The 26,998-nt window shown below is 36.4% G+C and carries 26 protein-coding genes and 1 tRNA gene; 8 read left to right on the top strand and 19 right to left on the bottom strand.

Going from position 1 to position 26,998, the window contains the following annotated elements:
• Positions 1 to 27: 27 nt before the first annotated feature.
• The 3 genes from JFL43_RS10960 to JFL43_RS10950 form a co-directional block, all read right to left on the bottom strand.
• Positions 28 to 474: a MarR family winged helix-turn-helix transcriptional regulator gene (locus tag JFL43_RS10960; RefSeq protein WP_100796282.1), complete on the bottom strand. Its 447-nt coding sequence runs from the start codon at positions 472 to 474 to the stop codon at positions 28 to 30.
• A 102-nt stretch (positions 475 to 576) separates the two neighbouring features.
• Positions 577 to 1,530, bottom strand: coding sequence for an ATP-binding protein (locus JFL43_RS10955; protein ID WP_200749096.1), 954 nt, complete (start codon positions 1,528 to 1,530; stop codon positions 577 to 579).
• Positions 1,490 to 2,023 carry a PAS domain-containing protein gene (locus tag JFL43_RS10950; RefSeq protein ID WP_200749095.1) on the bottom strand — a complete coding sequence of 178 codons (534 nt, stop codon included), beginning with the start codon at positions 2,021 to 2,023 and terminating at the stop codon, positions 1,490 to 1,492. Before JFL43_RS10950 ends, JFL43_RS10955 begins: the two co-directional genes overlap by 41 nt.
• A gap of 279 nt (positions 2,024 to 2,302) precedes the next feature.
• On the opposite strand from JFL43_RS10950, the gene JFL43_RS10945 reads away from it, so the two are divergent.
• The gene (locus JFL43_RS10945; protein WP_200749094.1) at positions 2,303 to 4,051 is read left to right on the top strand and encodes a B12-binding domain-containing radical SAM protein; all 1,749 of its coding nucleotides are present in this window, start codon (positions 2,303 to 2,305) and stop codon (positions 4,049 to 4,051) included.
• Positions 4,052 to 4,334: 283 nt separating this feature from the next.
• On the opposite strand, the gene JFL43_RS23055 is transcribed toward JFL43_RS10945, so the two are convergent.
• The 9 genes from JFL43_RS23055 to JFL43_RS10905 all read right to left on the bottom strand — a co-directional run bounded on the left by JFL43_RS23055 (position 4,335) and on the right by JFL43_RS10905 (position 16,122).
• Positions 4,335 to 4,463 carry a hypothetical protein gene (locus JFL43_RS23055; protein ID WP_267907788.1) on the bottom strand — a complete coding sequence of 43 codons (129 nt, stop codon included), beginning with the start codon at positions 4,461 to 4,463 and terminating at the stop codon, positions 4,335 to 4,337.
• The gene (locus JFL43_RS22565) at positions 4,460 to 4,615 is read right to left on the bottom strand and encodes a hypothetical protein (protein ID WP_234447731.1); all 156 of its coding nucleotides are present in this window, start codon (positions 4,613 to 4,615) and stop codon (positions 4,460 to 4,462) included. The genes JFL43_RS23055 and JFL43_RS22565 overlap by 4 nt, the downstream gene beginning before the upstream one ends.
• A gap of 154 nt (positions 4,616 to 4,769) precedes the next feature.
• Positions 4,770 to 6,119, bottom strand: a complete 1,350-nt coding sequence (locus tag JFL43_RS10935; protein ID WP_100796277.1) for a TrkH family potassium uptake protein — start codon at positions 6,117 to 6,119, stop codon at positions 4,770 to 4,772.
• Between the two features lie 178 nt (positions 6,120 to 6,297).
• The gene (locus tag JFL43_RS10930; protein WP_200749093.1) at positions 6,298 to 7,062 is read right to left on the bottom strand and encodes a TerC family protein; all 765 of its coding nucleotides are present in this window, start codon (positions 7,060 to 7,062) and stop codon (positions 6,298 to 6,300) included.
• A gap of 283 nt (positions 7,063 to 7,345) precedes the next feature.
• Positions 7,346 to 8,431 carry an SDR family oxidoreductase gene (locus tag JFL43_RS10925; RefSeq protein ID WP_200749092.1) on the bottom strand — a complete coding sequence of 362 codons (1,086 nt, stop codon included), beginning with the start codon at positions 8,429 to 8,431 and terminating at the stop codon, positions 7,346 to 7,348.
• 20 nt (positions 8,432 to 8,451) lie between these two features.
• Positions 8,452 to 11,520, bottom strand: coding sequence for an efflux RND transporter permease subunit (locus JFL43_RS10920; RefSeq protein ID WP_200749091.1), 3,069 nt, complete (start codon positions 11,518 to 11,520; stop codon positions 8,452 to 8,454).
• A 316-nt stretch (positions 11,521 to 11,836) separates the two neighbouring features.
• A complete protein-coding gene (locus JFL43_RS10915) occupies positions 11,837 to 13,411 on the bottom strand; it encodes a peptide chain release factor 3 (RefSeq protein ID WP_200749090.1) in 1,575 nt (524 codons plus the stop codon).
• Positions 13,412 to 13,579: 168 nt separating this feature from the next.
• A complete protein-coding gene (locus JFL43_RS10910) occupies positions 13,580 to 15,055 on the bottom strand; it encodes a UDP-N-acetylmuramoyl-L-alanyl-D-glutamate--2,6-diaminopimelate ligase (RefSeq protein WP_200749089.1) in 1,476 nt (491 codons plus the stop codon).
• Positions 15,055 to 16,122, bottom strand: a complete 1,068-nt coding sequence (locus JFL43_RS10905) for a M42 family metallopeptidase (protein WP_200749088.1) — start codon at positions 16,120 to 16,122, stop codon at positions 15,055 to 15,057. Before JFL43_RS10905 ends, JFL43_RS10910 begins: the two co-directional genes overlap by 1 nt.
• A gap of 102 nt (positions 16,123 to 16,224) precedes the next feature.
• Between JFL43_RS10905 and JFL43_RS10900 the strand changes: the two genes are divergently transcribed.
• Positions 16,225 to 17,802 carry an ATP-binding protein gene (locus JFL43_RS10900; RefSeq protein WP_200749087.1) on the top strand — a complete coding sequence of 526 codons (1,578 nt, stop codon included), beginning with the start codon at positions 16,225 to 16,227 and terminating at the stop codon, positions 17,800 to 17,802.
• 43 nt (positions 17,803 to 17,845) lie between these two features.
• On the opposite strand, the gene JFL43_RS10895 is transcribed toward JFL43_RS10900, so the two are convergent.
• A complete protein-coding gene (locus JFL43_RS10895) occupies positions 17,846 to 19,237 on the bottom strand; it encodes an aldehyde dehydrogenase (RefSeq protein ID WP_200749086.1) in 1,392 nt (463 codons plus the stop codon).
• 192 nt (positions 19,238 to 19,429) lie between these two features.
• Between JFL43_RS10895 and JFL43_RS10890 the strand changes: the two genes are divergently transcribed.
• On the top strand, positions 19,430 to 19,582 hold the full coding sequence (locus JFL43_RS10890) for a hypothetical protein (protein WP_198517885.1): 153 nt from the start codon (positions 19,430 to 19,432) through the stop codon (positions 19,580 to 19,582).
• A 60-nt stretch (positions 19,583 to 19,642) separates the two neighbouring features.
• On the opposite strand, the gene JFL43_RS10885 is transcribed toward JFL43_RS10890, so the two are convergent.
• Positions 19,643 to 20,905 (bottom strand): MDR family MFS transporter, encoded by a 1,263-nt coding sequence (locus JFL43_RS10885; protein ID WP_200749085.1) that lies wholly within the window; start codon positions 20,903 to 20,905, stop codon positions 19,643 to 19,645.
• Between the two features lie 201 nt (positions 20,906 to 21,106).
• Between JFL43_RS10885 and JFL43_RS23195 the strand changes: the two genes are divergently transcribed.
• The 4 genes from JFL43_RS23195 to JFL43_RS10870 all read left to right on the top strand — a co-directional run bounded on the left by JFL43_RS23195 (position 21,107) and on the right by JFL43_RS10870 (position 24,348).
• The gene (locus tag JFL43_RS23195; RefSeq protein ID WP_325166668.1) at positions 21,107 to 21,688 is read left to right on the top strand and encodes a YhgE/Pip domain-containing protein; all 582 of its coding nucleotides are present in this window, start codon (positions 21,107 to 21,109) and stop codon (positions 21,686 to 21,688) included.
• A gap of 87 nt (positions 21,689 to 21,775) precedes the next feature.
• The gene (locus JFL43_RS10880; RefSeq protein WP_325166667.1) at positions 21,776 to 23,275 is read left to right on the top strand and encodes a YhgE/Pip domain-containing protein; all 1,500 of its coding nucleotides are present in this window, start codon (positions 21,776 to 21,778) and stop codon (positions 23,273 to 23,275) included.
• Positions 23,276 to 23,411: 136 nt separating this feature from the next.
• Positions 23,412 to 23,484 (top strand) — tRNA-Val (locus JFL43_RS10875).
• Between the two features lie 240 nt (positions 23,485 to 23,724).
• Positions 23,725 to 24,348 carry a hypothetical protein gene (locus tag JFL43_RS10870; RefSeq protein WP_200749084.1) on the top strand — a complete coding sequence of 208 codons (624 nt, stop codon included), beginning with the start codon at positions 23,725 to 23,727 and terminating at the stop codon, positions 24,346 to 24,348.
• A gap of 48 nt (positions 24,349 to 24,396) precedes the next feature.
• Here the strand turns inward: JFL43_RS10870 and JFL43_RS10865 are convergent, their stop codons facing one another.
• From JFL43_RS10865 to JFL43_RS10855, 3 genes are read right to left on the bottom strand one after another with little or no spacing between them, the layout of a single operon-like run.
• Positions 24,397 to 24,537, bottom strand: coding sequence for a hypothetical protein (locus JFL43_RS10865; RefSeq protein ID WP_200749083.1), 141 nt, complete (start codon positions 24,535 to 24,537; stop codon positions 24,397 to 24,399).
• Positions 24,534 to 24,707: a hypothetical protein gene (locus JFL43_RS10860; protein WP_200749082.1), complete on the bottom strand. Its 174-nt coding sequence runs from the start codon at positions 24,705 to 24,707 to the stop codon at positions 24,534 to 24,536. The genes JFL43_RS10865 and JFL43_RS10860 overlap by 4 nt, the downstream gene beginning before the upstream one ends.
• Positions 24,708 to 24,726: 19 nt before the next feature.
• Complete coding sequence (locus tag JFL43_RS10855; RefSeq protein ID WP_200749081.1) at positions 24,727 to 25,548, bottom strand: helix-turn-helix domain-containing protein; 822 nt, start codon at positions 25,546 to 25,548, stop codon at positions 24,727 to 24,729.
• Between the two features lie 181 nt (positions 25,549 to 25,729).
• Here JFL43_RS10855 and JFL43_RS10850 point away from each other — a divergent pair, with 181 nt between their 5' ends.
• Positions 25,730 to 25,954, top strand: a complete 225-nt coding sequence (locus JFL43_RS10850; protein ID WP_234447730.1) for a helix-turn-helix domain-containing protein — start codon at positions 25,730 to 25,732, stop codon at positions 25,952 to 25,954.
• 24 nt (positions 25,955 to 25,978) lie between these two features.
• Here JFL43_RS10850 and JFL43_RS10845 read toward each other — a convergent pair whose 3' ends face one another.
• Both JFL43_RS10845 and JFL43_RS10840 read right to left on the bottom strand, forming a co-directional pair.
• On the bottom strand, positions 25,979 to 26,338 hold the full coding sequence (locus JFL43_RS10845; protein WP_200749080.1) for a hypothetical protein: 360 nt from the start codon (positions 26,336 to 26,338) through the stop codon (positions 25,979 to 25,981).
• Positions 26,335 to 26,556 (bottom strand): WYL domain-containing protein, encoded by a 222-nt coding sequence (locus JFL43_RS10840; RefSeq protein ID WP_200749079.1) that lies wholly within the window; start codon positions 26,554 to 26,556, stop codon positions 26,335 to 26,337. The genes JFL43_RS10845 and JFL43_RS10840 overlap by 4 nt, the downstream gene beginning before the upstream one ends.
• Between the last annotated feature and the right edge of the window lie 442 nt (positions 26,557 to 26,998).

Raw genomic sequence — 26,998 nt, 5'->3', positions numbered from 1 at the left:
CGATTGGCATTTTGTCATAAAGGCAAATTAATATGACAGATCTTTGATGGATAAACCCATTTTTTTCAATAACCCAATAGCTTGATCCTTTTCTTCTGGAGAAAGGGCACTCGTAAGCTCATATAATTGTTCTTCGTGCTGTGGAAATAATTTCTCCATAAAGGCTTCTCCTTCTGGCGTAATTTCAGCATATGTGATACGGCGATCAGAAGGACAAGATATACGCTTCAGGAAGCCTCTCTTTTCTAATTTATCAATTACATATGTGATTGATCCACTCGCTAAGAGGATTTTATTCCCTATTTTTTGTAATGGCTGACGTCCTTTATGGAATAGTAATTCCAATACCGCAAATTCTGTTGGATTAAGCCCGTTTTCTTGAAAAAAATGATTCGTACATTCATTAATTGCTTTATTAGCTCTCGATAAAACTATAAATAGCTTCAACGATTGTTTAATTTCCTCTGAGGTCATTTAAATTCATCCTTCGTGTCCATTATCTTAATTTAAGGCTATTATAGCGATAATGGCGAAGCTTTGTCAAAATAGGCCAACCAAAAATCATAACTGACCCAGTTAACTTGTATAAACGCTCTCTGGCTTCGGCTCATACGATGCGATTGTAGGATCTACTCCTAAAGGCAAAGTAATTTCAAAGCTTGTCCCCTTTAGTAACTCACTAGAAACTTCAATTTTTCCACCATGCTCTTCAATTGTTTTTAACACGAATGGTAAACCAAGGCCTGTACCACTACTTTTAGTAGAATAAAACGGCACGAAAATCTTCTGCATATCAGACTCACTCATACCTGTACCACAATCTGTTATCGTCAACTTCAATTGTCCTATAAAATCAAATGATTGAGTAATCGTTATTTCTCCACCATTTGGCATTACTTCTATTGCATTTTTAATAAGATTTATAAGTACTTGTTTAATTTTAAAATCATCGGCATATATATAACCTGGTTCAAAATCTGGTTTGTGGTATACGATGTTAACACTTTTCATTAGAGCATTAGGTAACATTAGCTCAATAACTTTCGTCACAATCCCACTTAATGACAACAAACTTTTTGTCCACTCATTCGGTTTTGATAATATCAAAAATTCACTAAGGATTGCTTCCATTCTCTGAAGTTCACTATCAATAACTGATAAATAACGTTTATTTTCTTCCGTTGCGCTTATTTTTAATAATTCGGTAAAACCTTTCAATGATGTCATTGGATTACGAATTTCATGCGCGATACTGGCTGCAAGCTCTCCTAGAATGTTAAGCGAGCCTTGATGTTCAAGCTGTTGTTTTAAAGTCACCTTTTCTGTTTCATCACGAATAACAGTCATATGGAGTTCTGATGTTGCATCGTAATTACTGACAATATTAAAATAACGTATATATTCATTTGTAAATTGAAATTTGAGAGTAATATCTGCATGACCTGTCGTCAATAATTTCTTAAAGAATTGAGAAATGTCATTTTTTCTTTCAGGAAAAAAGCCCATTAATATTCTCGATTTTTTTTCCAAGAATATCTTTCTTAGGCATTTGCATAAATTCTTCGGCTTGGTTATTTACTTCTACAATAGTACCATTGTTATCAGTTAATATAATGCCATTTGTAGAACAGTTAAATACACGGTTAAACTTCTTCTCACTCTCATTAGCCAAATTAACATTGGGCACTACAGCAGTAATTTGCTCAAATCGTACCATCATGACATTAAATTTAGTATAATGGAAACCTGTAATTCTAATTCCCTTTATAATGGTTTGATTTATATGTAAATTTAGTACGCATGCTGCATGCTTTTCAATTTTTAGCTCATGGATAAAATGTTGCCAATCTGCTTTAAAAGACGCCTCTACAATTGATTCCATGTCCGTACTTTGATCAATACGCAATATTTCTTTGGCAGGGTTATTGACCCTAACGATTTTGCCATTAGTATCTAAAATTGTAAGCGGATCTTTTATTTCCTTAAATAAATAGTCTAACGTTGGATTAATACTACTCGTCATACGCTCTTTCACCGTACCTTTCGTTTACATACTATAACCCTATGCATCCTATTAAAATAGTATTCGAACATATTCGAAAATAAAAAATTTCCACAAAAAAGACACAAACCATACCTATAATATTCAGATTATTCCATAAAAAACGCACTATAGGAATAGGTATTTATGCTTATATTGTGTATTTTTCTCAATATTACCACAAATAGGTTCAGTTACACATATGTTACTTTCTCATTAATAACAGCCTACAATTCGCTGTTTACAAAGGAGTTCACTAATATGAACATAGTACTATCAACATTAAACGCTAAATATATCCATACAAATATTGCCTTGCGTTATTTAAAATCATTTGCTAAACCCGAGTTTGAACCAATTATTGCTGAATATACTATTAAAGATCCTTCTTTTAATATTGTTTCAGAAATTTATCAAAAGCACCCTGATGTTGTTGGCTTCAGTTGCTACATTTGGAATATAGAAGAAACGATTCGAGTAATCCGTATGTTAAAAAAGGTTAGTCCGAATACAACAATCATTCTAGGCGGTCCAGAAGTTTCTTATGATGTACATGATTGGCTTCGTCGTATTAAAGAAGTCGATTATATCATTATGGGGGAAGGTGAATATTCTTTCAAACAGCTTCTATTTTACTTGAAAGGTGATATTCCACTTGAAGATGTTCCAGGCATCTGTTATTTAAAAGACAACAAAGTCGTAATCCACCCTCAGCCAAAAAAAGTTGACTTACGTGAAATGCCAAGCCCTTATCGTTTTGAAGAGGACATTCCTGATATTCCAAAGCGTATTTCTTATATTGAAACAAGCCGTGGCTGCCCATTTAGCTGCCAATTCTGTCTTTCCTCAATCGAAGTAGGCGTACGTTACTTTAGCCGTGAGAAGATAAAAGATGAAATTCGTTACTTAATGTCTAAAGGTGCTAAAACGATTAAATTTGTTGACCGTACTTTTAATATTAGCCGTAGCTATGCGATGGAAATGTTCCAATTTTTAATTGATGAACATGAACCTGGCGTCGTATTCCAATTCGAAATTACAGCTGATATTATGCGTCCTGAGGTCATCCAATTTTTGAATGATAATGCCCCAAAAGGTTTGTTCCGTTTTGAAATTGGTGTACAATCGACAAATGATTTGACCAATGAGCTCGTCAAACGCAGACAAAATTTCGAGAAACTTTCACGTACTGTTACAATGGTCAAAGAAGGCGGTAAGATTGATCAGCATTTAGATTTAATTGCTGGACTACCTGAAGAGGATTACGCGAGTTTCCGCCAAACCTTTAATGACGTTTTTGCCATGCGCCCTGAAGAATTGCAACTAGGTTTCTTAAAACTACTACGTGGCACTGGCTTACGCCTGCAAGCGCAGCAATTTGGCTATGAATACGTCGATATGGCGCCTTATGAAATTTTCGCCAATAACTTATTAACATTTGATGATATTTTACGTATAAAGCAAGCTGAAGATGTGTTGGAAAAGTATTGGAATGATCATCGCATGGATCGCACTGTCGAATATTTAGTAACTGAAGTATTCGAATCTCCGTTCGATTTCTTCCAAGAATTCGGTACGTATTGGGAAGAACGTGCATGGTCTAGAATTGGGCATCAACTCGAAGATTTATTTAACCGGTTGCTCCTATTCTTACATGACCGCGGTAGCGTGAATTTAGAATTTGTAACAAGCTTAATGCAACTTGATTATTTAGCTGTACAACAGTTCCAGCCACGTAAAATTTGGTGGGACAAACGTGTTGCTAGTGATGTATCAAAAAAACTTCTCCAACAGTTGCGAGAAAATCCGGCAATTGCTGGAGAGGAATTTGCTTCTTTCCAACTAAATGAAAAGGAATTATATAAACATACATTACTCGTTCCTTTCTCACTTGATTATGAAGCATTAGAAAATGGTGAGCTTACCGCTCAAAATGGTTATTTGTTAACGTACTTCAGAAAAGATGAAAAACCATATTTCACAACGATATCAAGCAGTCTTATTTCTTAATAAATACACAGGGCAGACTCCATTTCAAACGGAAGTCTGCTCTTCTTTTTTATATTTTAAATTTGTCAAAGAAACGAATGCTTTCTTGAATATTCAAATCTTGCTCATTGTCCAAAGTGGCAAAATGATAACTATCTGTTAATGTGAAGAAATATTTCTCTTTTGAAGATACTTGCTTGAAAATTACTTAGAACTTTCCCTTGGCACGACATGATTCTCTACCTTCAATCATTTCCTCAGCCAACTTAAAACAACGACAATACCGTTAATCTGTTCATACCGTTCAGCTAACATGAGCGGCAAGTGTCCCACCCATTGAAAGGCCAACGACAAATTGTCTAGACGTTCTATTTTTCAACCATTCATACGCATTAACTGTGGATTGTATCCAGTCTTCTTTTGTTTCACTCATATCTTCCGCAGTAGTCCCATGCCTTTTAGCAAAGGCATTTTCACCGTATAGCCCTGTTCCTTATATGCTTCTGCTAAATGTCTCATACTTTGTGGAGAACCTATAAACCCATGAACAACTAAAACACCAATCTCATTTCCTACTACTTCCATAGGCTCAGCGCCTACCAAAATCAATTTTTACTTATTACTTGCACCTCCATAATGTATTTTCACTGTACCCTTTTATTTCCAATGTCGAGTGTATATAAAATAAAAAGCCGTCCTATTCTCAAACTAATTTGAGAATAGGTCGACTTCTTGTAAATTATCCAATAATGACACGTTCTTTCGGATAATGATATTTCGTTTTCTTCCCTTTTCCTCCTATTGAATACAAGAAGGAAATAAGGCCAACACGACCAATGAACATGAGTAGCATCATAATAACTTTACCTATTGGAGATAAATGTTCAGTCAAGCCAAGTGACATCCCACAGGTTCCGAATGCAGATGTAATTTCGAAAATAATTTGTATTAACGTTGCATTTGGTTCTGTAATTAATAAAATCATCGTTGCCACAAGTACCATCGCTACAGCTAAAATAATGACTACATATGAACGGTACACATCAATAATATGAATTTCTCGATTAAAAACTTGGATTTCTTCCTTTCCTCTTGCAAAATTAATTAAAAATAATATGGCAATCGCAAAAGTAGTTGTCCGAATTCCTCCCCCTACTGAACTTGGTGATGCTCCGATGAACATAAGGAAACTCATAAAGATATCTGTCGCTTCACTCAATTTCGTGACGTCTAAGGTCGTTAATCCAGCAGAACGGGCCGATACAGAATGGAACATTGCTGAGAAAAATGCCTCATGCCAACTCATCCCTCTAAATGCTTGGAATGACTCAATAATTAATATAACGAATGTACCGAAAAGAAATAATGCTCCATACGTTGCCGTCGTAATTTTCGTAAATAATGAGAAACGAAAATTTCTATTTTTATTTGACAAAAAGGTTTTAAGTTCAATTAATACAGGGAAACCAATCGCTCCTAAAGTGATAAGTAGCATATTGATAACTTGTACAAAATAATCACGGTGGAAAGGCAATAAAGATAAGCCTGTTATATCGAAGCCTCCATTTGTTGTCGCTGAAATAGAACCGAAAATCCCGTGTAATAATGCCTCTTGGAAATTATCGAAATATTGTATGAAATAAAGCGTTAATACTGCTGCTCCCACAAGCTCAATCGTTATTAGTATTTTCACGATTTCTTTAATTAAATGCACAACGCCTGATATTTTATATTGATTATGATCAACCATAATTAACTGCCGTTCACGCATACCAATTTTTTTCCCGACAAGTAGCCAAACAAAAGTACCTAAGGACATAATCCCAATTGCACCTAATTGTAAAATGAGTAGTAACATAACAATGCCAAAAACTGAATATGTTTCGGATATATTCATAACCGTTAATCCGGTTACACTTACTGCACTGACTGCGGTAAATAAACTATCGAGTAAGGATAAATGTACACCAGGTTTATGTACACCTGGTAACCTTAAAAGCACGAAAGAAATTGCAATCGCAATAAAATAATATGAAACAATCGCTTGGAACGGTGTTGCACGACGATTGATATCTTTAGTAAAACCCATATAAATCGAATCCTTTCACTCTTGAGACCAAGATACTCCCTATTGTATGAAAAAGTAAGTAAAAAGGAAAGTACCCAAAGAGATTCCATTTGTGATATTTATATTTATCCTAAATTCACCTCTTTATAACATAAAAACCCTACTCAATCACGCAAATGAAGAATAGGGTTGAACGTATTTATTTTGCTGCATCCGCTTTTTTCTTATTACGAACGCCCATAAGATAGCCACCAGCAGCTAATGCGACAAGTATAATCCAGAATGTTGCTTTCCACGGAGTTGAATGTGGGAAGTGTTCAGTCAAAATAGCTACTTTCGGATGTGCTAATGTTAATACTAATAATTTTACCCCTACCCAACCAACGATTAAAAACGCTGCCGTTTCTAAAGATGGGTAAGATTGTAGTAATTTCACAAACCTTTGTGCTGCGAAACGCATAATGACCAAGCCAATAACACCACCTAATAACATAACCGTAAATTGACCACCATTAATGCCACCAACATGGAAGTTACCCAATTCAGGTAATGTAACAGCTAAGGCTACTGCAGCAAGCATAGAATCGATCGCGAAAGCTAAGTCAGCTAACTCTACTTTGAATACCGTCATCCAGAAGCCAGACCCATTTTTCTCTTTAATATCTTCTTCCTGATTCTTCTTCTTCCAATGGTCATATAAATGTTTAAAAGAGATGAACAGTAAGTATGCAGCTCCTAGTGCTTGAATTTGCCAGAAGTTCACTAAAAAAGTAATCATAAATAACGCTGCAAAACGCAATACAAACGCACCTAGTAAGCCGTAGAACAATGCTCTTTTCTGTTGCACTGGTGGTAAATGTTTTACCATAACAGCCATAACAACTGCATTATCTGCAGCTAATAATCCCTCTAATATAATTAGCACTAATAGTACCCAAGCATATTCCAATAATATTGCATCCATCCAATTTCCTCCTTTTTTAAACAAAATAAAAGACCCATGCCTAATAAAAGGCAAAGGTCTCGCTTAGCAACTTTAAAATTCATTTGCTCTCATAACCGATGGCGGTTAGGCCACGTAATGACGACTATGAGGTAGGTTTCCCTATAGCTACTCCCCTTTGACAAAATGTCAAAAGTTATTAAATTTGTTTGTAGTATTAGTATAGCTAAGGTTTTAGAAAAAGTAAACTTTTTCACTCGATAATTACCTATTCTTTTCGAAAAAAACTATCGGTTTATTTTCCTCATTTAATCTGAATATGGAAGGTTTTGTTGCTTTTATGTTCATCGTAAAATTCAATCATGGCAGGCATTGATTGGATAAAATCCGCACATTCAATAGATGACCCAGCTAAAAGCTGCTTTGCAACCGTCGTATCAAATACAGCACTCCAAGTTAAATAGTCGAGCGTTTCATACTCCACACCGAGCGCCTTACGCACTGGTAATATACTCATTGATTTTCTAGCGAGACTTATCGGTATACGCCCTCTCGGCTTATGCCCGGTCACCTCATGCACCATCGCACGGTAAACTTCTTGAACAGGGTGTGGATTCGGATCTGTTAAATGTACAGTTTGTCCGATAGCCGCCTCCAGTACGCTCAGATAAACAACACCATCCGTTATATAATCGATTGGTACAACATTCAATCTGGCTTTAGATTGACCAATATACGGAATGAATGGAAAACGCTTCAACCGATCGATCATATTCAAAAAGAAATAGGGTCCATCAAATTTCACTGTCTCACCCGTTTGCGAATTTCCTCTCACAATACCTGGACGAATAATTGTAATAGGTATTGTGGATTTTAATTGGTCGACTAAAATTTCTGCTTCGTATTTTGTTTCTTCATAGAAATTTTTAAAAGTTTTTGGGCGAATTAGTTCTGTTTCGAGTAAAATACCTTCACGTGTACCTGCGACATATGCTGTACTAAAATACATGTAACGTTTTAAATTTTTCATCTTACTAACGACCGCATTAACCATTTTCGTACCTTGAACATTTACTCTCCAAGCAACATCTTTTGGCACTGCTAAATCATAAATAGCAGCCAAATGCCAAACGACATCAACATCATTCAATAATCGCTCTAGCCGATCATCGTTAATAGCTAGGTTTGTTAATGTAATATCCCCTACTATGATACCTATTTCTTTGTCCGGAAAATCTCTTAATATTCGCTCTGCCTCAGCTTCTGCACGTTCCTTTTCCGTTATTAATACAACAGCATACACTTTATCGTACTTGCCTTGATTAAATGCCGTACGAATAATTTGACTAGCAATAAAGCCGGGAAATCCAGTGAAAAATCCTGTTGTCATCCCATACACCCCTTCAGTGATTAAGCTTTTCTCTTTTTATGCAAAAATCGTGTTTCACGATCAAACAAACTATACACAATCGGTACAATATAAAGAGTTAATAAGGTCGAACTTACTAAGCCACCAATTACAGCAATCCCCATCGGTTGATTAATTTCTGTTCCTTCACCTAAACCAATTGCCAAAGGTATTAACCCTAGCACCGTCGTTGAAGCCGTCATTAATATCGGTCTTAAACGATCTCTAGTAGCAAAGACAATTGCTTCATAAGATGGTAACCCATCCGCTTTTCGCTGATTAATATAATCCACAAGGACTATCCCATTATTTACGACAATACCGACTAACACGAGAATTCCAATAATGGCAGTCACACCAATTGGCGTACTTGTTAACAATAAGCCAAGTGCTACTCCAATTGTCATTAATGGTACAGTGAACATAATAACAAATGGATATTTGAAAGATTCAAACTGAGCCGCCATAACGATATAAACAAGTACAACTGCTAACACAAGAGCTAACAACATATCATTAATCGAATCATCAAATAACTCACGATCTCCACTAAATTTAATCATTGTACTATCTGGTAGCTTTAACTGATCAATTACCTCATCAATTTGCTTTGCAGCACCACTTAATGATTGTGATGATTTATAGTTCAACATAAATGCAACGGATGGAACTTGGTCAGTACGTCTTATTGAAACAGGGCCTTTCATCACTCTCACATCGGCCACTTCCTGCAATTCAACAAATTCTCCTGTTGCACTGCGTAATTGGAGCTTGTTCAATTGTTTAATACTGTTTTTATAAGCATCTCCGTAATTCACAACGACCGATTGCACCTCATTTTGATTGGTTAAAATTTGAGTTGCTGTAACACCTTTTGTCATTTGCTGTACTGTTTGCGCAATTTGCGTAGGTACAAAACCTAGTTGTGCGGCCTTTTTCTTCTTCACATTCACTTGCACTTCTTCTATTGTATTAATGAGATCATTTTCAACTTCTGTAATATCCGAGATCCCTTCGATCTTCTTTTGAATATCTGTCACTGCCTGTTTTAAGCGCCTATCATCAGTATCGGATACTCTAAACGTCAAAGTGTTAGGTGAAGAACCAGAAGCCGTTTGCATATTAAAACTAACCTCTGCTTTATCTCCCACTTCCTTTTGCACGTCATCTTGTATATTGTCTACAAATTCAAAAACGGAGCGTTCCCGCTTACTTAGTGGTACAAGTTTCACAGAAAGCTCGGCTTCATTTGCCTTAGAATTACCTCGTGATTGTGTTTGCTGATTACCACCGATTAAGCTAACGTAAACTTCAACATCCTGTTCTTCTTGCAATCTGGCCTCAATTTGCTGGACAACTTCTTCTGTTTTCGATAAAGCTGAGCCATTTTCAAGCTTTACAGAAATTGAAAAGAAGCCTTCATCCGTCGCGGGCAAAAATTCAGTTCCTGTACGTAAAATCCCGAAGATTGAAAGGACGAGTAATAAAACCGTTACAGCAAGCACTAAGAAACGATGTTTTAACACCCATTCAACTGAATTTTTGAACGTAGTATACCCCTTTGAATTACTGCGCTTTTCTTCCATATCAGCAGGTTTTACTTTTAACATATGTCCCGCCATCATCGGTACAACTGTTAATGCAACAACTAACGATGCAAATAAGCTAAATGAAATCGTCAATGCAAATTCGGTAAAAATTTGACCAATTAACCCTGTAATGAATATAACCGGTACAAACACTGCAACCGTCGTTAGAGTAGATGCAGTAATTGCTAGCGCTACTTCCTTTGTCCCTTCAGATGCTGCCTGCTTTGGTATTTTCCCCATGCCTAAATGGCGCTCAATATTTTCGATTACGACAATGGCATTATCTACGAGCATCCCAATTCCTAATGCTAATGCACCAAGCGTTAATACATTCAGCGAAAAATCCGCAAAATACATGAGCACAAATGTCACGATGACGGAATACGGAATTGCCACGGCAATAATAATTGGACTACGAATTCCTCTTAAAAAGACAAATAGTACTAACATGGCGAAAATTCCACCGTAAATCAGCGAAGAACCAATATTATCAATCGCTAACTTCACATAATCTCCTTGGTCAAATAAAATATCCGCCTTTACACCTTCATACTGCTCTTTCGCTAATAAATTTTTGAGAGAAGCTTTGAAATTCTTCGAAACATTAGCTGTATTAGCACCGGACTCTTGTAATACGGACATTAATACAGACGGCTGTTCATTAGCTCTAGTAATTGTGGTAGAAGGTTGCTCAGCGACTTTTACCTTTGCTACGTCCCCTATCTTAATCTGGTTTCCGTTTAATGGACTCGTCTTTACAATTAGCTGCCGAATATCTTCTGCCGTTGTGATTGTACTTAAAACTCGAACAGTCAATTGTTGCCCTAGTTCCGTTTCAATCGGATCTCCTGGTAGCGATACATTATTTCCTTGAATCGTCTGTACAATATCCGATTGCGTTAAACCGTTTTCAACTAGTTTGTTCTTATCCAATGTAATGCGCATTTCCTCAACGAGAGTACCTGACACGTTGACACTCGCAACGCCTTCAGTACGCAGTAAATCCCGCTCTAGCTGACGTGCTAAAACTCGAACATCTTGCTCAGCCCCCGATGCTTGTAATGCCAGCTGAATAATAGGAAACTGCGCTGGATCAAATTTTAGGAATTGAGGTCGATCAGCATCAGCTGGAATGGGTGTTTGATCAATACGCTGCAACACATCTGTTTGAATTTTATTTATATCCGTTGACCAATTGAACTCCAGCATCATAAAATTTGCGCCCTCTTGAGAAGTCGACTGTATCGATTTAATACCAGGTAAAGTTGACAACGTACGCTCCAAAGGCTTCGTCACTTTTTCATTCACTTCAGTTGGACTAGCACCAGAATAATTTGTGACAACTACGCCAATTGGTGGATTTAGCTCCGGAATTAGCGTCACCGGAATTTTGAAAAATGACACTACACCTAAAATAACAACGAGCAGCATCGTTACTAGTGTAAAAACTGGCCTCTTGATAGAAAAATCACTTATCTTCATCACGCTCGCCCCTTATTTACTCATTCCTTTTATCATATTGAATTCTTTCTATAACTACAAATATTATTCAAAAATCTAAAAAGATGCCCTGATAAATATAATATTGACATAAGAAGAGCTATGTCTTATGGCGACACTTTTGAAATTAGAAATGAAATAGATTTCCCTAGAATTCACTTTATTTTGCCAAGAAAATTTCCATATAGAAATAGATTCTACTATTCTGCTAGAGATTCACCTAAAAAACAACAACCTCTTTCCCTCGACAATATATTAAAAAACCGTCCCAACTAAATAGGACGGCTAAAAAAGGATCTTATAATAAGCTATAAAGCTCGATATTTTCATTTTTGTCTTGGAACCAGCGCATCGCGAATTCGTTTTCAAATAAGAAAACAAGATTATCATAGCGATCACGCACTAGCATGCTACGAGGGCCTGTCATTGATTCTTTTACGTCTTCTTCATTTTGGATCCAACGAGCCATTTTATTGCCCATTGGCTCCATGCGGACATCTACATTGTATTCCGCTTTCATACGGTGCTCGAATACTTCAAACTGTAGTTGACCAACTGCCCCCAGCATAACTTCTTCTGTATGCAAAGTTTTGTAATATTGGATAGCACCCTCTTGTACAAGTTGCAAAATACCTTTGTGGAAATGTTTTGATTTCATAACGTTTTTCGCTGTTACTTTCATGAACAATTCCGGTGTAAACTGTGGTAATCTTTCGAATTGGAATGTTTTCTTACCACCCACGACTGTGTCACCTATTTGATAGTTACCTGTATCATATAGACCAATGATATCGCCTGCTACAGCTTTATCAACTGTTTCGCGGTCATCTGCTAAGAATTGAGTTGATTGTGTTACTTTAAAAGATTTATTAGTACGTGATAAAGTCATGCTCATGCCACGTTCAAATTCACCTGATACAATACGCACGAACGCAATACGGTCACGGTGAGCTGGATTCATATTCGCCTGAATTTTAAATACAAAACCTGAAAATTCTTTGTTTAACGGTTCAATAATTTGCTCATCTTCTGTTAAACGAGGTTGTGGTGTTGGTGCAAAATTTAAATATGTTTCAAGGAATGTTTGAACACCAAAGTTTGTTAATGCGGATCCGAAGAATACGGGTGTTAACTCACCTCTTGTAACGCGTTCTTCTGAAAATTCATTACCTGCTTCATTTAAAAGCTTAATGTCTTCCATTGCTTGCGTATAATAAGAAGTTTTCTTCATCTCGTGATCAACAGCTAATTCGCCGTTTTCATCTATTGGTAAGAAACGGTCTTCTTCCTCTGTACGGAACTGCTCGATTCTTTTATTGTATCGGTCATAAATCCCTAAGAATTCTTTCCCCATACCGATTGGCCAGTTCATCGCATAAGATTGAATGCCAAGAACTTCTTCAAGTTCTTCCATTAATTCAAGTGGCTCTTTACCTTGACGATCTAATTTGTTAATGAATGTGAAAATTGGAATACCGCGCATGCGACAAACTTTAAATAGTTTCAAGGTTTGTGTTTCAATACCTTTTGCTGCATCTACAATCATCACAGCACTATCTACTGCCATTAACGTACGGTACGTATCTTCTGAGAAGTCTTGGTGCCCTGGTGTGTCCAAAATGTTAACACGGCGACCATCATAGTCAAATTGCATCACTGAAGATGTAACAGAAATCCCACGTTGTTTTTCGATTTCCATCCAGTCAGATGTAGCAAATTTACCTGTTTTTTTAGCTTTAACTGTACCTGCATCGCGAATTGCGCCACCGAAGTACAAAAGCTTTTCTGTCATCGTTGTTTTACCAGCATCCGGATGAGAGATGATGGCGAACGTACGACGAGATAATATATCTTGTTCAAGATTTGAACTCATTTTATCGTCTCCTTTTTATATACTTACTTATCATAAAAGAGAAAGTGTTTCAAATACAACCATTTTTCCTTCATTCGTCAAAAAAATACAACAACCTTCAGAAAAAAACCCCTCAATTCTACTAAAATCGAAGGGGCTTCCATCTTTCTTATAGTATGAACATGAATTTTAAGCTTGTGGTTGGAATTTTCCGCGAGCAGCTTCTAAAGCAATTTCTGCGTCGCTATGAGGATATTTTGTATTCTCAACAATTTGATAATCCTCATGACCCTTACCTGCGAAAATGATCAAATCGCCAGGCTCGGCCACTTCAACAGCTTTTCTCACTGCTTCAGCACGATCACCTATGCATGCATATTGATCATGTGTCATCCCCTTTTCAAGGTCTGTTAATATGCTAGCATACTCTTCATAGCGTGGATCATCTGTCGTTAAGATTACATAATCCGCCATTGACGCTTTTTTTGCCATATCAGGTCGCTTTGATTTATCACGATTACCACCTGTACCAATGACAAAGATCATTTTATTTTTTTTATAAGGCATAGCTGCATTAATCGCTTTTTCAATAGCATCTGGTGTATGTGCATAATCAACGAAAATAGAGATTGGCAGATCACCTGTTGGAATACCTTCCATACGACCTTTTACAGATTGAATTGCCTCAACTTGTTCAATAATATCTTCGATAGCGTGGCCTTTAGCATATAAAGCGGCAGTAGCTGCTAGCACGTTATAAATATTGAATTCACCCAGTAGATGCATTTCTACAGGGTAAGTTCCTTCTGGCGTTTCCATATCGAAATAAGTCATATGATTATGGTATTGACAGTTAACGCCTTTAAAAATGGCGTCATTTTTTAAACCATAAGTCCATACTGGGTATGGTGTTAGTTCTTTAAACCGCTCAGACCAAGGATCGTCTGCATTTAGTACAGCATGCTTGTCTTTCTCAAGATCTTGTCCAAGTTGCGAGAAGAGCATACCTTTTGCATTGCCGTAGCTTTCCATTGTTCCGTGGAAATCTAAGTGATCATGCGTCAAGTTTGTGAAAATTGCCACATCAAAGTCGACGCCAGCTAATCTCCCTTCCACTAAACCGTGTGAAGAAACTTCCATAATCATATCACGGCAACCTTCAGCTACTGCACGGAAAATCATCTGCTGTGTACTAAGAGCATCACTTGTTGTATTGGCAGATTCATACATCACACCATTTAAGTTAAATCCGATTGTGCCTGATAAAGCCGTTTTAATACTAAGTCCATGGAATATTTCTTGAATAATCGATGTTACACTCGTTTTACCATTGGTGCCAGTAACGCCGAACATTGTTATATCTTTAGAAGGATAATCGAAAAATGTCGCTGCTAATAATCCAAGTGCACGACTCGTATTATCAACAATCACTTGTGCTACACTACCCTCTAGTTGTAATTCACGTTCAACAACAATAACTGTTGCACCGTTGTCAACGGCTTTCTGTGCATAGTCATGACCATCTACTGTATAACCTTCAATACAAACGAAAACGCTTTTTGGTTGTACACCACGAGAGTCAATGGCAATATCTTTAATATTTTCAGGTAATTGACCAATTACTTTTTTCATTGGCAAACATTGAAGTAATTCGGTGGCTTGCATTATTCTGCCTCCTTTTCATCAATCATTGTTGATGTGACGTATGCTAATAATAGTTCTGTTGTATTGCGAAGTGAGTCGACATGTGTACGTTCATACGCATGTGATGCCTCAATACCTGGTCCAAATAATGCATGACGCACGTCTGCACCAGCTCTAATAGCAGCTGAAGCATCAGAACCGTAATATGGATAAATATCTATTTTATAATCTATGTTGTGGTCTTTTGCAAGTGCTACAAGTTGTCTAGTTAAACCGTAATGGTAAGGTCCACTTGAATCTTTAGCACAAATAGAAACTGTATATTCATCAGACTGTTGTCCATCACCAATGGCTCCCATATCAACAGCAATATATTCCACTGTTTGTTGTGGAATATTAGAGTTACCACCGTAACCGATTTCTTCATTGTTAGAAATATAGAAATGTGTTGTATACGGTAATTGGACTTTTTCATTTGTTAAATTTTCAAGTAATTTTAATAGTAAAGCTGTACTTGCTTTATCATCTAAATGACGCGATTTTACGTAGCCGCTCTCAGTCAATTCAAAGCGTGGGTCAAATGATACGAAGTCCCCAACCTCAATACCTATTGAACGGATGTCATCTGCATTAAATACTTTTTCATCGAGACGAACTTCTATATGATCCTCGTTACGCGGTAAATCTCCTGCACCACGATAAACGTGAACTGTCGTTTCATGCATTAAGATTGTCCCGCGAATTTTATCCCCTGAAGCTGTATGGATTGTACAATATTCTCCTTCAACAGCATTCCAGTTGAATCCGCCAACCATAGACATTTTCAATCGACCATTTGGTTTCACTTCTTTTACCATGGCTCCTAAAGTATCTGTATGAGCTGTTAAGAGGCGATGCTTAGAATCGTCTTTCCCTAATATTGTAGCGATTATAGCACCTTTATTCGTTTTTTTATATGATACGCCCATTTTCTCTAGTAAGCCGGACATAAATTTCATAATGTCTGCTGTATAACCAGATGGGCTTGCAATATTCGCTAATTCCCTTAATAATTCAACTGTTTCTTGTTCTTTAAAACTGCTCGTCATTGCGAAAGCCTCCCTTATTCTTTACATCATATCAAAATATGACATTTTACGACATCGACAAATCATGTATGATGGTATTATAACCAAATTCGAGGTGTCTTTATGAAGCACTCTACTATTTTACGCAAAAGAAATCAATTTGTACTGTTTTTATTTACAGCTGGAACAATTATTCATGCCATTATAAGCATCATTGGCTTATTGAACTACGTTGTGCCGTTTCCACTTATCACTAGCATCTATTGTGGTCTTTTACTTATTTTATCAGCACTGCATTTGAATGAATATGTTATGCGAACCCTATTAATTATTGGCCTGAATGGCTCTAACCTAATTATGATATTGCAATCAGACTATATTTATCATTTAATCTTTCTTTTTCTACTACTTTTTTTACTTCCAATATACCAATCAATTTGGATCAATATAACGATGATTATTATTACAATCATTCAAATCATTTTATTAATAGAATATCACTATTTATCATTCCGTGGTTCTATTAATGATGCGGATATTACTCTCTTTATTTTAATACTATTCTTCCTCGGTGCAATCGGCATTATACAAGGCTTTTATATTAATTATTCTTGGAAGAAGATAGAGACGCATTCCGATTCTTTAGAAAAAGCTTTCTTATCTAAAGAAGGCTACTTAAATTTATTTTTTGAAAATGCTAAAGATAGTATTGCCGTTTTTGATTTAGAAAATAAAATTATTGCGATCAACCCGGCCTTTGAAAAATTATATGGTTGGAAGCCTGAAGAATGTATTGGCAAAGCTATACCTCTTGTACCGCCAGAGTATGTAAATGCAGCAGTTGCACGAAGCAATCACCTAATGAATGGCGGTAGCTTTGATTTGCTCGAGTCAAAAGATATGAAAAAAGACGGCACCTATTTTGACGCACAAATAACGTTATCGCCTATTTTTGACTATGATGGTGAAATTATTGCGACATCCATTATTACACGAGATATTTCGTATAAAAAAGAAGCAGAAAAACTAATCATTCAATCAGAAAAGCTAAAAGCAATAGGAGAAATTGCTGCAGGGGTTGCACATGAGGTTCGCAACCCACTTACTGTAATCTCTGGCTTTGTACAAATGATGAATAACGATAAGAATTCACCTTATGCATTTTATACAAATCTAATTGAATCAGAAATCGATCGTATTAACTTAATTATAGGAGAGTTTTTAGTACTTTCTAAACCACATGCAATGCAACCAAAGGAATTTAAAATCGATAAAGTCATCACAGATATTTTGACTTTATATCGACCCGAACTACAGTTAAGAAATATTTCACTCACAGAAAATTGGCATGCGAATGATTTAACTGTGAAAGGCGATGTCAATCAAATCAAGCAGGTCTTCATCAATATTATAAAAAATGCAGTAGAAGCGATTGAAAAGGAAGGCGACATTATAATAACGATTGACAAAACAAGTAATCATTTCTTTACCATTTGTGTGACTGATAATGGCAGCGGGATGAAAAAAGAAGTGGTTGAAAATATTTTCAAGCCTTTCTATACGACAAAAGAAACAGGTACTGGTCTTGGCATGATGATTACAGAGAAGATCATTTTAGAACATGAAGGCCAAATTACGATTAATAGCGAGTATGGCAAAGGCTCTAGTATAACGATTAAACTACCTTATATCAAAGCATAAAAAAGGGCAACCACCTACATGCAAGTGGTTGTCCTTTTAGCTTTTACCTCAAAATCGTTTTCACTAATTTTACCTTTTGCTTATACGGCGGGAACAGTAAATTATTTGCAAGCTTTGTTGATTTTTTCAAAATAGATTTTGGATGTGTAAAGCATTCAAAACTCGCTTTACCATGATATGCATTGACACCCGAATTACCGACGCCTCCAAATGGTAAATATACGCTAGCTACATGCGTAATCGTATCATTCACACAACCACCACCAAACGGTAATTCCTCAAGGAAATATTGTATCGCTTTCTCTGTTTCAGAGAAGAAATATGCCGCTAATGGCTTTGGATATTGGCGCACTTGATGAATTGCTAGTCGCAAATCATCGTAGACGATAATCGGCAAAATGGGTCCAAATAGTTCATCTTCCATAGATGGACTATTCCACGTAATATTTTGCAATACAGTCGGCTCAATATATAAATCATCACGGTCAGATTTCCCACCAAATAATACCTGGTCTTGCTCCCGCTCTAGAATACTTTGCAAACGATCAAATTGGCGCTTATTTATAATACGACCGTAATCCAGGCTTTCTCGTGCGTCTTTACCATAAAATTTTTGTAGCGTTTTTTTCAAATTTCGAATGAAGGGTACTTTCACTGATTCATGCACTAGGATATAGTCTGGAGCGACACATGTTTGGCCTGCATTCGTAAATTTTCCCCATGCAATACGCTTCGCGGCCACTTCTAAATTGGCTGTTTGATCGACAATTGCAGGGCTTTTCCCGCCTAGTTCAAGCGTATGTGGCGTTAAGCGTTCTGCTGCTGCTTTCATCACGATTTTCCCAACAGCCACACTACCTGTGAAGAAAATATAATCAAACGACGCATGGATTAATGCAGTGGTTTCATCCTTCTCCCCTTCGACAATACGTACATAATCCATTTGGAACGTTTCTTGCACTATTTTCTTAATAATTTCTGCAGTAAATACCGACGATTCAGATGGTTTTACAATCGCTGTGTTACCCCCAATAATGGCGCCGATTAATGGCTCCATGACAAGTTGGAATGGATAATTGAATGGCCCGATAATGAGCACAGCACCATATGGCTCTCGGACGATAAAGCTCTTCCCAGGCTGAAAATGAAGTGGTGTTGGTACGGATACAGGCTGCAGCCATTCTTCCAAATACTTTTGCATATAACCAATACTATCTAGTACAATTCCTACCTCAGTGGAATACGCCTCGAACTCACTTTTTCGTAAATCTTTATGTAATGCTTGTAAGATTTCCTTCTCGTGTCTAACAATAGAAGCTTTTAATTTTTTTAATTGCTCTTTACGAAATGCCAAACTCTTTGTTACGCCTGAAAAGTAAAATTTCCTTTGTTCTGCAATCATAACTTCTACATCTTGAGCACTAAAATTAGCCATAAAAAAACCCTCCATTTTAATCGAAATATTTATCTAATTTTGTTCATATGCTTGCATAAATACATCATGATTTATCCATACTAAAATTGTTACATAACTTCATAAGAAAAAGAGCCTTATCTGACTCAAATTGTACCATTTTCAAGAAGGTAGCTGTCAAATGTTGAAGACTTCTGAAAGGGGGAATGTTACATGTTGAAAACAGACACATGGTGGGAATCTATTTTCACAGGGCCTTTATCACACGGCTTACATCCACAAAAACAAGAGGAATTAGAGGATGAATCATTTTTATTCTTTCAATACAATGATGCAGCCTCAGAAGAAAAGGATCAGCCATCTTGAACGAAATGTAGCAAAGAGAGCTGTCTGTTTCATACAGACAGCTCCTATTTTATATATATTTTAGTGTGTTTTTCGAGCGAATAAATGAAACATGTAATAATAAAGGCAAGCACTGATGACAGCAATTACTGCTAGAATAATGAAAGTCCAGTAATAGCCAACCCACACTGCCATTGGAATCGACATTGGTGCAATCATTCGGCCAATTGTATAACGTAAGCTCGCTGCCGCAAAATATTGACCCCTCATATGCTCGGGTGCTAATTTTGATATAAAACTTTGCTGAATGCCAGTCACCATAATTTCAGCTAAAGTAAACAATGTCATAGCAATAATAAACACAAAGAAGTAGTTTGTCGACGCAAAAATCAACATTGAAATAGCATAGAAAATTGATGAACAAAAGAACACATTTTTCTCTTTAAAACCCAGCATAATCCGCGTGATCCACACCGTAAAGAGCGCCACAATTAACCCATTTTGCGAAATAATAAAACCAAATGCACTCTCCCCTGTCATTATCCACTCTTTTCCAAAAAACACTCCTAAAGACTGCTCTCCAATAACATCCATAGAATAGACTGGCAACAATAAATCCAACTGCATAAAAGTCTGAGCAATTAATATGCCCGATACAATAAAAAGCATGAATAGTTTATCTTGTAAAATAACGCCATAATCTTTAATTTGTGTAGAGATAGCCGCCATCATACCTGAGGCCTTTTCTTTCATCTTTAAAGACATTTCAATTGGTAAAGTTTCATGCGCAAATTTATATAAAACAAACCCTAAAGCAATACAAACAAAGGCTGCAGTTACTATTAATCCAAAGCGATATTTGAAGAAGAAAATACCACCTAAAATAGGTCCAATGACAACCGCAATATTATGCATTGTATAAAAAATCGCAAATACATCACTTCGATATTTTTCAGGCACTACATCTGCCACCATCGCTTCACTAGCCGGCCAGTAAAAAGAGCCAAATACACCTGCAATAGAAAAAGCGATAAAGCCAAGAATTGGTGATGTTAAAATGGGAGAATTTGCGAAGGCAAACAATAAAAAAGCTGCTCCCTGACCATAAGAAGAGATAATCATCATCGTTCGTCGGCCAAATCGATCCGCACAATAACCGCCAATTAAATTGGCAGCGACCGAAAATACTTGGGACACAACTAATAGCAAACCCGCTGTACTTTTACCAAACTCCTCAGCAAAGTAAATCGCTAAAAACGGAAAGAACATCCAGAAGGTGATGTTCATAAACGCTTCTCCAATTAGTCTCACTTTTAAACTTCGATCCCAATCTTTAATCTTCATGAAAAACCTCTCAGTTGTTTTTTGATAATCATAACACTTTCTAAAATTAAAATGTCAGAACATTCAACAAACCCCTAGTTATTCATTCAAAAAACTATACTAATGCTCAAATATATCGCTAGTACTCCTTAAAAGAGGGTATGACTTATTTACATATACCATCATCTATACTCTTACAGTTTTTTAGAATGGAGGCCTGACATGAAAAAGGTATGGAAAATTTATACGACGGACATTAAAAGTATTTTCTCAAACTGGGTAGCAGCAATTCTTTTAGGTGGACTCATTATTTTGCCGTCATTATATGCATGGCTAAACATAGCTGCTTCATGGGATCCCTATGCACAAACCGATCAAATTCCCGTCGGCATTGTTAATGAAGATACAGGTGCAACGATACAAAATAAAGCTATCAATGCTGGTGAGGAGCTAGTTAAAACGTTACATACCAACCATGAAATGGACTGGCAATTTACAAATCGAAAAAAAGCAATGGAACATGTTCGAAATGGAGACTACTTTGCCGTCATTATCTTTCCAGAAAACTTTTCAAAAGAACTTGCTACAGTCGTTTCAGGCAATCCTAAAAAGGCTGAAATGGAATATTACGTAAATGAAAAAATCAACTCAATTGCACCGAAAATCACCGGAAAAGGAGCTAGCGTTCTAGCTGAAGAAATGAGCAGCAAATTTATCGGCTCAGTAAACGGCACAATCTTCGACATATTCAATCGTATTGGAATTGAAATGCAAAATAACTTACCCGATATCGAAAAATTATAAGATTATGTATTCACATTAGAAAAAGACTTACCCGGTATTCATACTGAACTGAAAAAAGCACAAAAAGATGCCAATTCAGCAAGTCGTATGATTGACAATGCTCAAAGTGAAATCCCACAAGTCAAAAAACTGACGGAAGATGGACTAAAAACAATTGAAAATACAATCAATTTCCTAAATAAAGCTGAAGGTCGTCTCAATGAAATGAGCCCTAGAATCAAACAAGATTTACAAACCGTCCAACAAATTTCAACTAATGTGAATACACTGTTGGAACAACTACAAAATACAAAAATTGATTTTACAGAGGTCAATAATGCAAAAGCTACTTTAAACAAACAAGTATCAAGCGCTATTGAAAAAGTTTCTAGCGTAAATCAAGCTTTAGTAGACTTAAAGCAATTCAACGATGAAAATGGCATTCTAGATCAAACAAAACTTCTAGATACAGCGATTCAACGCACTAAATCGTTACAAGCTGTATTAACCGAAGCACAAACAAATGCACGCAATATTAATGAAGTACTTGGTGGTAAAGAGCAAGATATTACCAATACCATCAACTCATTACAAAATATCGCTGCAACTACAACCGTCAGTCTTGATGGCTTCATAAAGAAGTATACTCAATCAATCGAGCCGACCGTCTTTTCTGCAATTAATAACGTTCAAAACACATTATCTACCGCAAAAAATAAGTTAATTGTTATCCAAACGCAGTTACCGGAAATCGAGCGTATTATCCATAATACTGACGGTTACCTCTCTGATGCACAATCTGGACTTAATACAGCAATTGGCCAGTACCCTTATGTCAACACGAAGATCAAAGAACTCGCCAATAAAATCCGTGACTTTGAAAAAGAAACTGATATAAATAGCGTCATTCAACTACTTAAAAATAATCCAAGCGCCGAGCAATCTTTCTTTGAACAACCAATCAAGCTAAATGAAAATGCCCTCTTCCCTATTAAAAACTATGGCACTGGTATGACACCTTTCTACACGGTTTTAGCAATTTGGGTTGGATGCTTGCTCTTAATATCACTACTATCCGTAGACGCTAAAAACACAGGGGAATTTACCGTACGTCAAATATATTTCGGTAAACTATTAACATTTTGGACAATCGGCATACTGCAAACACTGATTATTACAATGGGTGACCTTTTCATCCTGAAAGTATCCGCTCATAATCCTGTCTGGTTCGTGCTATTTTGCTTAGTCATCAGTCTCGTATTTATGAGCGTTGTATACACATTAGTCTCTGTTTTCGGTGACGTCGGGAAAGCACTGTCAATCATTCTTCTTGTATTACAACTAGCCGGTTCAGGCGGAACTTATCCTGTAGCTTTACTACCAAAATTCTTTCAAACGATTAACCCTTACTTGCCTTTCACGTACGCCATAGAAATGGCAAGAGAGGCAATCGGCGGTATCATTTGGAACAAAATTATCGTAGATGTTATCGTCCTCGGAGTAGTACTCATACTGGCACTCGCACTTGGTGCCACCTTCAAAAAACGTTTGAATGTTATCACTACTCGGATGCTACAAAAATCTAGAAAATCTGGTTTATTTCATTAATAAAGCAGCTTGTTTGGTTGTCATACCCAAGCAGGCTGCTTCTGTTTTATGATGAAAACAATGATTGACTTTTCTTATTTACCATCATATGATAATAAGTAATTCTTACATAGATTCAATAATCTTAAATTCTCCCGATTCCTTAGCTCAGCTGGGAGAGCGCCACCTTGACAGGGTGGAGGTCGCTGGTTCGAACCCAGTAGGAATCATAATGGATAAACATTGATAACACGCTGTTTCTAAGTAATTTTAGACAGCGTGTTTTCTTGTGTTTACACATACTCGTGACCAAGTTGTGACCAATTTACAAATAATAGATTTAGACCGTTCATCCGAACGGTCTTTTATTTACCTTCTATCTTAATTACACTTTATTGAAAAGGTTAGTGACAATTCACCTATTTACCTCTATAGTTAAATATAAACATTTATAGAAATAGATACTCTAAATGAAAAAAACTTGGTTATTAGCGCCTATGGCTGCTGTGCTATTATTGGCTGCATGTGGGGGTGCTGAGAAAGAGACAAAAAAAGAGTCAACCGATGTTAGTGCTGATGCAAAAGAACAAACAGCTAATCCAAAAGTCGATTCAAAAGAAGTGGAAAAAGAAACTACTAAATCCGAACTCGGGAAATTAACAGTCGTATACAAGAATAAAGAATTAAAAAAATCCGTAAAAAATGGGCCGGTAAACTTAGATGTTAATGCCATCCAAATCGCTACATTAGAACCTTCTGAAGCATACAAAGATTCATTTGACGGGAAAGAAAAAGTAACTATAGCCACTGTCGAAATGGCTGTTGAAAACACAGTAGATGATACAACTCATTTTTATCCCGATCAAGCGACTTTAACCACTGATACAGGTGAGCAAGTTGAAGCTAGGTTGATTTTATCTGACAATATAGGAGGAGACTTCCTTGGTAAAATTAAAAAAGACGGGAATGTTATTTTTGTATTGAAATCAGAACCTGAGAAAATCGGAAAAGTTACTCTGCATATAGATGGTGCAAGTGATGAATCGTATGTAAGTGTAGGTAAAGATATTAAGATGGAGATCCCTATCAAATAAAACCAAAGGCCACTCATTGCGAGTGGCTATTTTTCTGTCCACCACATCTTATATAAATACAGCCATCAAAGCGATCAACGAACTTAACGGTAATAGCGAAAGCCACATCCATTCTTCTGTTGCTACATCCCCAGGAACGATATCGTCATCTACAAAGAAGTAAAAAATACTTAATAGTAGATTTCTCATCTCCCTTTCTCCTCACACTTTTGCATAACTGCACTTAAAACAAACAGTTCTAATAAATGTTTTTTTCTATAGCCTTTCGTACCTTCGTATTGCTTAGCGTACTTATCAAAAGCTATTTGTACATCAATACCAATCGATGTCAGGACCTCTAAATCCACATTTACTTTCATAATCCACACTCTCCTTCTATTATATATCCCATCCATCCACAGCTATCGACATTGCCTTAATACTTCGTGTCACACGCTTGATTGCTGTATACACGACAGATTCTAAACATTCTACTTTCCCACGCTTGTACGCGCTCATAACGGATAATAATGCCTTACGATATTTACTTTCTTGATGTTCCATGACAATTGATTTATCCACAGATGCTTTTGCTTTATACACTACCCCTGCTAGGCTATACAGCTTGTTGTGGTTGAAAAATGGTGCTAACACTCTTACTGGTGATGGCAACTTATCCAACAAACCTTCTTTGAGCGCTGATTGTTCTTGTTCTTTACGTTCTTGCTCTTTTATTCCCTTATCTTGAACAGCCGCACTTGTCGGCAACTCACGATTCTCTGTATCTCTTGTATTATTAATATCTCTTAAACTAGTTTTTGCAGGAGCTTCTTTGGGCAGACATTCCGGTAGGACATTTCCATTCTCATCATCTGTGGACGGTGCTAGAATAACGATTGCGTTAGTTGATTGGCGTTTATCACCGTTGTGCCGTTTAGTCGAGTGCTGCTTGATAATGCCCAAGTCCTCTAGTAAATTACACGCTCTACGAACAGTACGAATGTTTATATCTAACTCTGTAGCTATGTCAGATTTAGCGCGGTAAGAGACTCCTGGGTATACGCATGAGTAACGCGCTAATACATCCAATACATTTCTTGTGGAAGGAGTTAAAATTTCTGCATGTAGATCTCTATGTTGAATAACTGCAGCATTTAAGTCTTCCACAGATTTAAATGATTGTAATTTTGCATAGTTTTCACTCGTATTTAATAAATCCATTTGTCTCGCACCTCGCTTTCACTTTTCGTATTTTAATTTAATTTAACGAAATCAAAATACGCTATATACATCTTAAATACATAATACGATACAAAAATTCGTTAGTCAAATGTAAATTGTGTAATTGAGTTAAATATTATATAATTGTAGTACGAGAAATATATGTAGAGAGGTGATTTTGTTGGCGAAGGAAATAAAGTTAAGATTACGTGTATTGCTAGCGGAGCGTGAGTGGGAACAGAAAGATTTAGTAGAGAGAACGAATTTAACTAACCGTGCGGTGAGCGATCTATATAACGAAAAAACTAAAAGTTACACTAAAAATACTCTAAGCGAATTAGTAAATGCTTTTGAAATAACCGACATGAACGAACTATTTAAAATAGTTGAAACAGAAAAAGAGTGACGGCCACTAATCGGCTATCACTCTTTAAATTTCTCTATAATCCAATCCAAGTCTCTTCTTAACTTCTTCATTTACTTTATTCCTAAGTGCAACTACAGAGTATCGCCTTTCCTCATCATTACCTTTTGTTTTGATACTGTAAGCAATAAAATATTCATCAATCTTTTTCGTGCCTTCTAGCACCTTGAAGCCTTGCATCCCTAATGTTCGGTTCACATCTCTTAGATCTCTGTGTAATTTCTTTAACTCCTCATCTATCCACGCTGTAAAAGCAAAATTAGTTTTTAATTGGTCCAGATGTTTTTTATCACGTTCTAATGTACGCATAGTAAGTTCTAATATAATTGCTTTGTGAACGTGAATCTGCTGGTCTTGTGACATCATACTACTTCATTCTCCCTATAGATTTGTGGAACAGCTGCAAGAACATTATCAATAATAAAAGTACGTTTCGCTTGTTTTGCAAAACAGTATGCTTGGAACGATTCAGCTGTCATTTTAATGATCTTCACACGCCTTTTAGTTATCTCTCCACCTTTCGACATATACATTAAATCAATAACTTGGTTACGCTGCATAGCTTTGATTAGCTGTTCTTTCATGATGTTCACTCCTTTTTTTATTAGTATATAGAACATTTGTTCTTATGACAAATAAAAACCCGGTCGCTATTGATAGCAATCTGATTAACATTTTCTAATGTTGATTTAACAAAATCTATTTCTAACTGTTCATTAAACTTTATATTTTCTTGATTTCCTAACTGATAAAAAGTTGTTAATTCTTTATCAGAACAAGCAACTAATAGAATAGTAAAAGAAGCTATTATTTTTAAACTCAACATTTCCCCTATAGCTAATTTCCATTAATCATATATTTATAGTAATATTTGGTATATAATATATTTATTAAGTTCTTCATCCTATTTGTTTTATTAGACTGTGTATTGTGATGACGTATTTAATTTAATTACAAAAGATAGAGGTGATAAATGAGGATGCACTAAAATTGATAAATCCAATAGCGCAAGAAGGATAGTAGAAA

The sequence above is a fragment of the Viridibacillus soli genome (genome assembly GCF_016612995.1).
In the GTDB taxonomy this organism is placed as follows: Bacteria; Bacillota; Bacilli; order Bacillales_A; family Planococcaceae; genus Viridibacillus; species Viridibacillus soli.
This window is presented reverse-complemented; position numbering and strand designations above follow the sequence as displayed.